Annotated in this window: 6 protein-coding genes; 4 read left to right on the forward strand and 2 right to left on the reverse strand. The window is 28.8% G+C overall.

Going from position 1 to position 10,751, the window contains the following annotated elements:
• Nucleotides 1–33: 33 nt before the first annotated feature.
• Both F555_RS0108040 and F555_RS0108045 read left to right on the forward strand, forming a co-directional pair.
• Complete coding sequence (locus tag F555_RS0108040; protein WP_018154710.1) at nucleotides 34–237, forward strand: TOBE domain-containing protein; 204 nt, start codon at nucleotides 34–36, stop codon at nucleotides 235–237.
• Nucleotides 238–527: 290 nt separating this feature from the next.
• On the forward strand, nucleotides 528–1,850 hold the full coding sequence (locus F555_RS0108045; RefSeq protein ID WP_018154711.1) for a B12-binding domain-containing radical SAM protein: 1,323 nt from the start codon (nucleotides 528–530) through the stop codon (nucleotides 1,848–1,850).
• 9 nt (nucleotides 1,851–1,859) lie between these two features.
• Here the strand turns inward: F555_RS0108045 and F555_RS0108050 are convergent, their stop codons facing one another.
• Nucleotides 1,860–5,192, reverse strand: a complete 3,333-nt coding sequence (locus F555_RS0108050; protein WP_018154712.1) for an RNA-dependent RNA polymerase family protein — start codon at nucleotides 5,190–5,192, stop codon at nucleotides 1,860–1,862.
• 564 nt (nucleotides 5,193–5,756) lie between these two features.
• On the opposite strand from F555_RS0108050, the gene F555_RS0108055 reads away from it, so the two are divergent.
• The gene (locus F555_RS0108055) at nucleotides 5,757–6,935 is read left to right on the forward strand and encodes a redox-regulated ATPase YchF (RefSeq protein WP_018154713.1); all 1,179 of its coding nucleotides are present in this window, start codon (nucleotides 5,757–5,759) and stop codon (nucleotides 6,933–6,935) included.
• A 152-nt stretch (nucleotides 6,936–7,087) separates the two neighbouring features.
• Nucleotides 7,088–7,384, forward strand: a complete 297-nt coding sequence (locus tag F555_RS0108060) for a hypothetical protein (RefSeq protein WP_018154714.1) — start codon at nucleotides 7,088–7,090, stop codon at nucleotides 7,382–7,384.
• Nucleotides 7,385–7,513: 129 nt separating this feature from the next.
• On the opposite strand, the gene F555_RS0108065 is transcribed toward F555_RS0108060, so the two are convergent.
• Nucleotides 7,514–10,582, reverse strand: coding sequence for a helicase-related protein (locus F555_RS0108065; RefSeq protein WP_018154715.1), 3,069 nt, complete (start codon nucleotides 10,580–10,582; stop codon nucleotides 7,514–7,516).
• Between the last annotated feature and the right edge of the window lie 169 nt (nucleotides 10,583–10,751).

The following is a 10,751-nucleotide window of genomic DNA, read 5'->3' on the forward strand; positions in this document are numbered from 1 at the left end:
TATAACGTTTATAACAAGATAGAGGGGTGGACCATGAAAGTTAGTATTAGAAACCAATTGAAAGGCGTTGTAAGTAATATAGATGTTGGACAGGTTATGGCAAAAATAACTGTTCAAGTGGGGGATCAAAAAATAGTCTCTGTTATCACAAAGGAAGCTGCTGAAGATTTAGGGTTAAAAGTTGGAGACGAAGTTACAACGCTTATAAAATCAACATCTGTTGGATTAGCCAAATAAATAACTCTTTTTCAATCTTTTGTATTTATTTAACCAATATTACACTATTTTAGTTAATACTTTTTTATATTATTATTTTAAAAATATAAACTCAGTCCTGAAAATATAGTGGTGTGCAATTTTAACTAAACTTATTAGAATATTTAAAATTAAATTAGGCAAAATTACTTTATTTTTAATTTAAAGAAAGGTTATACTTATGATAAATTTATCGGTAATTGTTAGTTTAATAGGGTCATGCACACCACTATAATATACGTTTAAAATTAGTATTTTCTCAGGGAGGTAGTATGGTCATTAAAAACGTTGCCTTAGTTTATCCAAACAAATTCAAAGGAGGAATATCCTGCCTAGCTATGCATGTTTTACACAATCAGTTGAATAAATACCGAGATATAAACTGCAATATGTATTTTATTGAGAATTATGAGAAAATAAAAAATAGTGACGCCATTATCATAACTCTACAATATGAAAACGACTATTTTAATGTGGTTAATATAATTAAAGAATTAAAACAGAAAAACCCGAATGCTATTTTTATTGGAGGAGGGCCCTGTGCAATTGCCAATCCTCTACCATTGAGCAGTTTTTTTGATGCCTTTGTAATTGGTGAGATTGAAGGAACCGATATTATGTATGAGCTCATACATGGAAAAACTGATTTAAAAGGTGTTTATTATCCAAAACTTGATGGAGTAGATGGGAAAGATTTTAGAAAAATAAAGAGAATTTATCCGAAAAAATTGGGAATTGAAGACTATCCCATAAATCAATTTACTCATCCATCTGGGGCCTATGGGGAAGCTTTTTTATTGGAAATTGGAAGGGGCTGTCCAAGGAGATGTAAATTTTGCATGGCTAGAAGTATATACTATCCACCGAGATTCAGAAAACTCGACGATTTAAAATATCTTGTTGATGAGGGCCTAAAACATACAAAAACAAATAAAATTGCATTAATATCCCCATCTGTTGGGGATTATAAATACATAATTGATTTATGTCAATATATAAAGGAAAAGGATGAGAACATTTCAATATCACCATCATCACTAAGGGCAGACACCATAACGGATGAGCTCCTAAAAATCCTTAATCTTAAAACCCTTACAATAGCACCAGAAGCTGGAAGCGAGAGATTAAGAGGGTATATTAAAAAGGACATATCAAATGATGATATTTTAAATGCTGTGGAAATAGCAAAAAATAACAACATTGATAAGGTAAAATTATATTTTATGGTTGGACTTCCAACAGAAACCGAAGAGGATATTGATGAAGTTATAAATTTATCCAAATATATTAAGAAGGATTTTAGAAAGGTAGAAATAAGTGTAAATCCATTTATTCCAAAACCTCATACCGAATTTGAAAACGAACCATTTAATTTAGAATCAAAAAGTAATATAAAATATATTGAAAAATCCTTAAAAAAGTCCAATGTGAAGGTAAACTATGAAAATTTCAACTCCATGGTTATTCAGTATGTTTTATGCCGTGGCGGTGCTGAATTAGGAGATTTATTGGAAAATTATAATAAGCCAGTGCAGTTTTTGAAGCATTTGAAAAAGAATAATATGTTAGAAGATTATTTAAATAGCAGTATTTAGCGCCAATTTTTAAGGTATTCTTTTCCGGCCTGAATGCATCTTGTTATAGTAGTTTGGAGGGGTAGGTTTAAACCTCTTATCCATCTTTTGTAATGAATAACTTTGATGTTGGAAATCCCTCAATGATTGTATATCTATTTTTCCAACTATCAAAGTGGCATTATCGCCCCCCTTAATTTTGACAATATCTTTAATTTCCGTTTTAGATGGTTGTGTAATTCTACTATCCCCATATTTTGAATTATTGACCTGAATCATGTATGAATGAACATCCCTTGAAATACTTTCCACAATGCTTGAAAAATAATTTAAATCACCATTATATTCTATTGCTATGGTATAGTCGTTTTTCCCTACTAACTTTGAACGATATTCTATGTCAGCTAGTTCATAGCAATTAAATACGCTGAAATAAGTTCCTCTCCATACAAATACATCTATTTCATGATTATCTTCGTTAATACCACATCGATCTATTAGATTATAACATACATCTGGTTTATGGTGATTGTGGTTTATTTCCTCGTTTTCTGCCGGAGCTCCGTGAAGTTTTAGATTAAATTTAACAAAAACATGTTTATATTCATCATCTTTGAAGGGTAAAGCGATGCATGTATAATTATATACATTACTATCTACTGAAAAATGTTCAATTCCAAATATCACTGCAATACTGTTTTTTCTAGAATAGTCTATTAATATGTCCATCCACTCAACAGGAATTGAGACCTCAGGAAAAATCAATACATCACATTTATGTTTTGAATCATTAGCCATATTTAATATATGATAAATGGCGTCTAATCTACTATTGTTATGATTTGGATTTCCATATACTGAGTTGAAGGTGTCATTTTTATCAACCGCAATGTTTGCAATTCCAATGTTTAACGATTTTGGGGCGTCTTTTTCATCATGCTGAATTATGTAATATGTAATATTTATGTCGTCTTTATTTAATTCATCTTTTTTGCTTTCTTTTTTGTCATTAATAAAAATTCGATAATACTGTTCTGATTCGGTAGAGTTATCGGGGCTCTTATTGTCATCATAATTGAAAATTTTTGATTTATTATTGTATATGTCTTTATAATTAACATCTTTACCTTTTGCCCATGATAAAAACCGTTTATAGAATAATATTTTTTCATGATGGTGTATGTATCTTGGGGAATATTTTATTTTATTGCCATCTATATTGTAAATTTCGTACTCACCATTATTTTTGCGTTTTTTAGTTAAATAATCATGTTTTTTATTTACAAATGAAATTGATTTAAAATCATCATCCTTAAATTCACAATAGTTAAACAACGAATTTGGTATATAATAGTGCCTGATTAAATTAGATTTTATTAAATTTAAAGCCCTTGAAAATAAACTATCAATTTTCTCGTTTTCTTCTACACATTTATTTAATTCATCTTTAAATTTATATAATCTACCTAATTTATTTTTATTTAATTTTTCTAATTCATTTTTAAGTTTTTTGTTGTAAAATTTTGGGTCTAATCCAATAGCTATGGCTAATGAATGAGATAAGTAATATTCTAAATCTTCTTTCATCTTTTCGACAATTTTTTGATTAATTACTCTCTCCCCATCTTCATCCTTATTTTTATATTCTATATTTGAAATAATGTCCAATAAATCATTTACAGCACTAACGAGCTCTTTTTCGTTTTTTGAAATTATGTAGTACGTAAATATCTTTTCCCACAATCTAAGTATCTCCAATACTTCCGCGCCTGAGAAAATATATTTTATTGTTTGATTATACTTATTAATATCTTCGTCAGGTAGTTTGGCCCTTAAAAATTTGTAGATTATGTTTTTGCTTAAATTTGTTGAGAGTAAAAAATGGTCTAAACTGTGTCCATCGATAGAGCTCAGTCTATTTTTTGAAGATGATGAGTATTTTATATTAATAGGACTGCTACCTAATGTAGAACTCATGTCATCATCTTCGGGCAGAGTTTTAAATATGCTCCTATTACGAGTAATCTGTTTTGAATATTCTTCAAGCAAATAAATAGGGTCGTTTTTATCAAAATCGTATATTTTAACTTTATTGCTATTTATTAAAAATGTATTTTCAATTTTTTTAGTTTCATCCTTTTCATCATTTTTTATTTCGAAATAAATAACGACTTCATCCTTAGTTTTTCCACATTTCTTTTCTTCATAATTTATTTTACAATTGCAATATTTAATTAATCTATTTCCACAACCCTTCATATTGCAATTTATGACTGATTCCAAAATTTTTGCAATTTTAAGTTTTTCATCGTATTCATCAATAGGGTTATTGTATTTATCAATTTCCAACTCTTCAACATACTCATTGGCAAAAACAAACAACATATCATCTACATATCTGCCGTAATATTCAGGTTTTACCTTTTTGATAATGATATCATCAAAATCTTTTAAAGCATAATTTGCTATAATGCTCGATGATAGCAGACCTATTGGTAATATTCTCTTTTCGGCATTATCCTTGTCAAGTTTAATATTATTAAAATTATTATCGTCCTTATTTTCATTGGCATATACATATTTAAATATACCATTATCTATAATATCATCTACAAATTTATCTTCTTTTAAACGATTTTGGAATTCCTCATGGATTTTTGACATTATATTATTCAGCTTTTTATTAAATTCATCTTCTTCATTTTTTGACAATTCCTTAAAGTCAAATGAAATATTGTAAAAAAATTTATTTATATCGATATTTATTAATATCACATCCGATTTGTCTTTATAGCACTTGATAGCTTTTTTAATGGCATCATCACGAAAACTGGAATATTTTTCATGATACTTCTCAAAAAGACGGAATTTGTTATCCTTTTCAAAACATTCATATTCATTTCTAACAAGTCTATATCCTTTGACATTATTAGATAATACCTCATCGAGTTTATGCCCTATTTTCATAATCCACAAAACAGAAATTAAATGAATTTCTATTGGACAATCGATAAAGATATTATAATCTTCTACTTCATATTTTCCAAATTTTGCATGGTTTTTATATATATTACTTGGATATTTTGGTTTTTCAACTTTTTTTGGTAATATCATATAATTTATATCTTCTAGATATTCATTTAATTCAGTTTTTCCACCGTTATAATCAATAATGGCTTTTGCTAACTCTTCAAATTTATTCTCAACATTATTATTGGCTTCAAATTCTGCTAATTTCATTCTTATATGTGGTAATGTATTATCATAGTATATATATGATTTAAATTTTAGATATGCTTGTTCAATATTCTTTTTTAATTCTTCAATCCCATCATTCTGTTTATTTTCTGATTGGGTAGTCATAGTTACCCCCCGTCCTAATTAATAAGTATATTAGCTGATGCCCATTTATATATGGATTTTATCTGAAAATTAAAACATCCTTAACTTTTTCACCATTATAACGCCCTCTTTCTTCTAGAAGATAGTAATTTTTCCAAATTTTCCTTCATAATCATCAATTCCGCTGATGATTCTTAGGTTATAGTTTTTCCGCCCCGTTATGTCCCCATAGTCTAATATTTCCCCGCTTTTTGATAGCATATGATAAATCTTTTATTGCCATCTTTGAACGTAGATTTTGAAACATGTTTAATATAATTCTTTCTATTGTTCCCAACGAATAATTATATATTAAATGATTTTGTAAATACACGTAATAATGGTTTTTAAATTATTAGTATTATTGGTATATTAATGATATATTGGTGAAAAAATACGTGAAAATCATATTTGAATTTTTTCACTATTATAAAGTCAAAGATTTTGGGAAATTAAAAACTCAAAGTTTTTAATTAAAAAAGAAAGAGCGTGAAAAAATACATAAAATCAAAAGATTTTATATTTTTTCTCCCGGAGGTCGAAAAAATGGCAATATTGGGACTAGTAGGAAAACCAAACGTTGGAAAATCAACCACATTCAATGCAATGACTGAAAAAATGGTAGATATAGGAAATTATCCATTTACCACAATAAACCCCAACATAGGAACTTCTTTTGTAACTGCAGAATGCCCTTGTAAAGAGTTAGAAATAGAGTGCAACCCACAGAACTCAAAATGTATAAATGGTATGAGATACATCCCTGTTGAAATAATCGACGTTGCAGGATTAGTTCCAGAAGCCCATAAAGGGAAAGGTATGGGAAACAAGTTTTTAGATGATTTAAGACAGGCTGATGCTTTCATACTTGTTGTAGATGCTAGTGGTAAAACAGATTTAGAGGGAAATCCTACAGAAAACCACAATCCCGTAGATGATGTTAAATTCCTTTTAAATGAACTTGATATGTGGATTTATGGAATTTTAACCAAAAACTGGGATAGATTATCCAGGAGAGCTCAGCAGGAAAAAAACGTAGTTAAAGTAATTGCAGATCAGCTAAGTGGTTTAAACATTTCAGAAGATCAGGTAAGAATTGCAGTAAGAGACTTAGACGAAAGTCCAATAAAATGGACTGAAGAAGACCTTTTGAATATAGCTCAGAATATCAGAAAGCTATCAAAGCCAATGATTATTGCTGCCAACAAAGCGGATCATCCTGGGGCAGAAGAAAACATTGAAAAACTAAAAAGCGAATTTAAAGATTATATAGTTATTCCAACTTCTGCTGAGATAGAACTTGCTTTGAAAAAGGCCCAGAATGCAGGTATTATAAACTACACTGGAAATGATTTTGAGATTTTAAACGAATCTGCGTTAAATGATGCTCAGAAAAACGCTTTAGAATATATGAGAAATTATTTAAAAAAATACGGCGGAACTGGAATTCAGGACCTCATAAATAAGGCCTACTTTGAATTACTCGATATGATTGTAGTTTATCCTGTTGAAGATGAAAATAAATACTGCGATAAAAAAGGAAATGTACTTCCAGATGCTCACTTAGTAAAAAGAGGAGCTACTGCAAAGGACTTGGCATTTAAGATTCACACCGAAATTGGTGAAAAGTTCATCTATGCAATTGATGCAAGGAAAAAAATTAGAATAGGGTCTGATCACCAGCTGGAAAACGGAGATATTATTAAAATAGTATCTGCAGCATAAACTTATCTATTTGCAGAATTTATTATATTATTGCCTCAGTAAATTTTTTAAAGAACGACCATAACGCAAACGATTATAAATATTATAAATCATATTAACTTTATATATGCTATGTTAACATTATTATATTAATAATTTTTTAGGTGATAATTATGAAGTGTCCCAGATGTGGCGATGAAAAGTGTGTAAATGATGATGCAGTTGAGATATATCTAGAATTGATAAAGATGTTTTTCAAATATAGGGATGAAAATAGTGATGTAACATTTAAAAAATATCCAACAGTTGGGGAAGTAGGAGCATGTGAAAAAGACGGTAAAAAAATCTGGTTCTGCCCATACTGTAAAAAACCATTTGAAGAGAATTATGAATTAGATAAAGTTACAGTTAAATGTCCACACTGTGATGAAACTTTGTGTATCCCAGTATCAAACAGGACGTTTTGCTAATTTAGTTATCTCTTTTTATCTATTAAAAAATTTCATACTTTTTCCCCTTTGGAGTTAGGAGCTCCTAACACCATCTAATATTATCCCATACTTCCACATAATTTTGAAGTGATAGAGATTCCCCCATGATTAACTTATATTTTCATTCATCCTATACTTAATAATTGCAACAATTTCAGGTTTAGCCAAATTATCAATAGTAGTTTGAATAGATTCACCCTTATTTAAAATTTTATTCAATTCTTTGATTAATTTTGAGATTTCATTTTCGGTGTTCCTTATTAAATCTGGAATATTATTATATTCTTCTAATAATTTAATAATCTTCTCCTTATCAGCACGAGGTAAAGTATTTAATTTACCATCATTTATTAATAATCTCCTTATTTTAGGGCTACAATTCCTACACAATCTCTTAATCTCGTTAGAGAGTTTATCATTCCTATTTTTAGACTGCATGAACTTGGTATCTATATCATTAATCCTATCATTAACCATCTTATTTATTACATCAAAATCATCATCAGTTAATGGTGTTTTGTACTCAATTGGGTGATAGGATAACCCTCCACAATAATGATTATTATTCCTATACTTCAATACAATAAAATAATCATCCTCATCACTATTTAAGGAAGTGTAAATAGATTTTCCATATTTTTTATAATAAAGGAGAACGCTTTCTTTTGAAATATTATACTGATTAATGTACTCCCTTAAAACCTTATCCTCCCTATTAACCGTACTACTAATACTCTTCTGCAAATCACCAAGACTTGAGCTAGCCAATTTATTCTTCCACTCTTTAATGCATCCATAAATAATATCCCTATTCTCATCTGAAAACTTATCAACTTTCTTCTGCTCAACAGCCCAAATTAAAAACTCCAAACCAACCGTAACAGCAATATTCTCAACCCTCTCCTTCAACTTATCACAGAGCTCTAACTCCTTATCAATACTATCATCAGGTTTGAAATTATATACTCTAATATGCTTTGGATTATTCAATCTGATAGCACGCCCTGCTCTTTGAATCAATCTAACAGGGTTATATGGTAAATCAAAGTTTATGACAATATCTGCCCTTGGAAGATTAACCCCCTCGCTTAAACTATCCGTAGTAATTAGAATATCATATATTCCTTTATTGAATAATTCTTGGATTTTCTTTTTATTTATTTTACCTCCTTTGCTTCCACCATAAGCCACTTCTATCTTATTAAAACCAGCAGATTCTAATTTACTTCTAAGATATAACACCGTATCCTTTGATTCTGAAAATATAATTGCAGGTTTATTCTCTTTTTTAAGGATTTTAACTAATTCTTTAACTTTATCATCTTTTTTTAATAATTCCTCTATACTATTTACTCTTTCCAGCATAATTTTAGTAATATCAATATCTTTCTCTATATTCTCTATTATCTTCTTTTTTGTATCTTCATCTAATGATTCGTATGTTGAAAATATTGTTTCCAGCCTATCGTTAGTAAATAATCTTTCAGCACCAGTCTTTACTAATTTCTTCCTGTTTATATCTTCAAAGGCAGTTAATAAATACTCATTTCTTTGGACAAATAATTCTAAACTTGTTTTAAAGGCATGAATACTACTTTCTAATCGTTTATACAATCTCCACTTATACCAAAAGATTAAGTTCTTACTTTCTTCGTATCCTTCATCCCCCCACAATTTAGCGTATTCATAATTTAAGTGTTCCAAATAAGGTATTACCCTATCAAAAACCGCCTGAATAATATCCTTATTGTAATTATACTCTACTGGCCGGACTTCTGGCATTTCAAAATCAGTAACACCTGCAATTTTAAGCAAATCCTCTTTAAAATGACTGATTACATCAATCCATTCAATCCTTACAGTAAATTCCTTAATTAACTCCCTTACTACACTAATAGCATTTATTGTATCTTTATTCTTAACATATTTTTTAGCAATGTTTATTTTAGTTAAAATACCAGTATTCTCAAATTTTCCATAATATAACGGTTTAAGAGTGAATAATTCAATCAAACTAATGTAATTATCCAATGAAGTATTAATTGGCGTTGCAGATACTAACAAAGTATGATTATTTTGGTTTATTTTTATGAGCTCATCTAAATTTTTCCTTCTGTTAGAGCTCCTATTCCTAAAATTGTGAGCCTCATCAATAATTATTAAATCATAATTATTATCGTAATCATATGGGTTAAAATCCCTATTTTGTAGTACTCCCATTGATAATAATTTAACATCTTTATTTGGGTTTAATCCTACTTTTTTTAAGGTTTCCGTCCATTGGTGTTTCACATTGGGAGGATGAATTATTAGTATTTTTTTATTCATTTCATTATAGTATTTTGCTATTGCACAGGAAACATCGGTTTTTCCTAAACCTACGGAGTTGGATAGTATGCATCCACCGTACTCATGGAGTTTTTCTAAACAGTAATAATAACTCATTTTTTGAAATTCCGCTAAATATCCAATTTCTACTGAAGGGTTTGATAATAAGTATTCTTTATCCATTATTTTAATTAAGTTTGAAAAGAATTCCTTTGGTGGTAAGTATATGGCTTTTACTGTTGCTCCTTGTTTGATAATGTCTATTGTTTTTAATTCTTCTAATTCATCAGTGGCATTATCCCATAAAGCATTAAAGAATAATTCGTAATTTTTCCGTTCAATGCTTGATGTTCCTGTTGGTACTACTAATTCTATATTGTTAGTTAATCCTGCTCTTGTAAGGTTTGCACTTCCTGCATAAACATCTTCTATAATGTCATTTGCTTTAAAAATGTATAATTTAATGTGAAATCGTTTATCCGTGTAAATTTTAAATTGAAAAATGTTTTTATCATATAATTCTTTTAAAAATTGATAATCTTCATTGGTTAAGTTTGTAGCATCATTTTTAATTAATTTCAATATTTCCTTTGTATCGTATGTTGTTTCCCGCCCCATTATGAGTTTAAATTCTTTTAATAGGTTTTTATTGTATAATTTTTTTAAATCTTCGATTAATTCCGATAAACCGTTAAAAAAGAAGAACCCTACTGCACAGTATATTGATAGTTCCTTGTTATTTGTTAGTGCGTCTCTAATTTTTGATTTGAATAAGTTTAATACTGTGTCCTCGTTGGGAATAATATTTGGTTTATTGTTGTATATTGGCTCTACTTGAAGAGACTGCATGAGCTCACCTTAATATATATATTTAAAGCTTACACATTTAAATCATCATTAACATCAGATGTTTTATATGAGGTATAATTTAATATACTAAATATATACTTCCACATTTTAATAATATATTCATCTATTTTTTGAATAAATTTATTAATTCGTCTTTTTCCTGTTCGTC

It is taken from the genome of Methanothermococcus thermolithotrophicus DSM 2095 (assembly GCF_000376965.1).
In the GTDB taxonomy this organism is placed as follows: domain Archaea; phylum AGJL01; class Methanococci; order Methanococcales; family Methanococcaceae; genus Methanothermococcus; species Methanothermococcus thermolithotrophicus.

Bases quoted from the DNA above. Each gene is read 5' to 3' on its own strand.
- F555_RS0108040 (WP_018154710.1), top strand. From the start codon at position 34: ATGAAAGTTAGTATTAGAAACCAATTGAAAGGCGTTGTAAGTAATATA.
- F555_RS0108045 (WP_018154711.1), top strand. From the start codon at position 528: ATGGTCATTAAAAACGTTGCCTTAGTTTATCCAAACAAATTCAAAGGA.
- F555_RS0108050 (WP_018154712.1), bottom strand. From the start codon at position 5,192: ATGACTACCCAATCAGAAAATAAACAGAATGATGGGATTGAAGAATTA.
- F555_RS0108055 (WP_018154713.1), top strand. From the start codon at position 5,757: ATGGCAATATTGGGACTAGTAGGAAAACCAAACGTTGGAAAATCAACC.
- F555_RS0108060 (WP_018154714.1), top strand. From the start codon at position 7,088: ATGAAGTGTCCCAGATGTGGCGATGAAAAGTGTGTAAATGATGATGCA.
- F555_RS0108065 (WP_018154715.1), bottom strand. From the start codon at position 10,582: ATGCAGTCTCTTCAAGTAGAGCCAATATACAACAATAAACCAAATATT.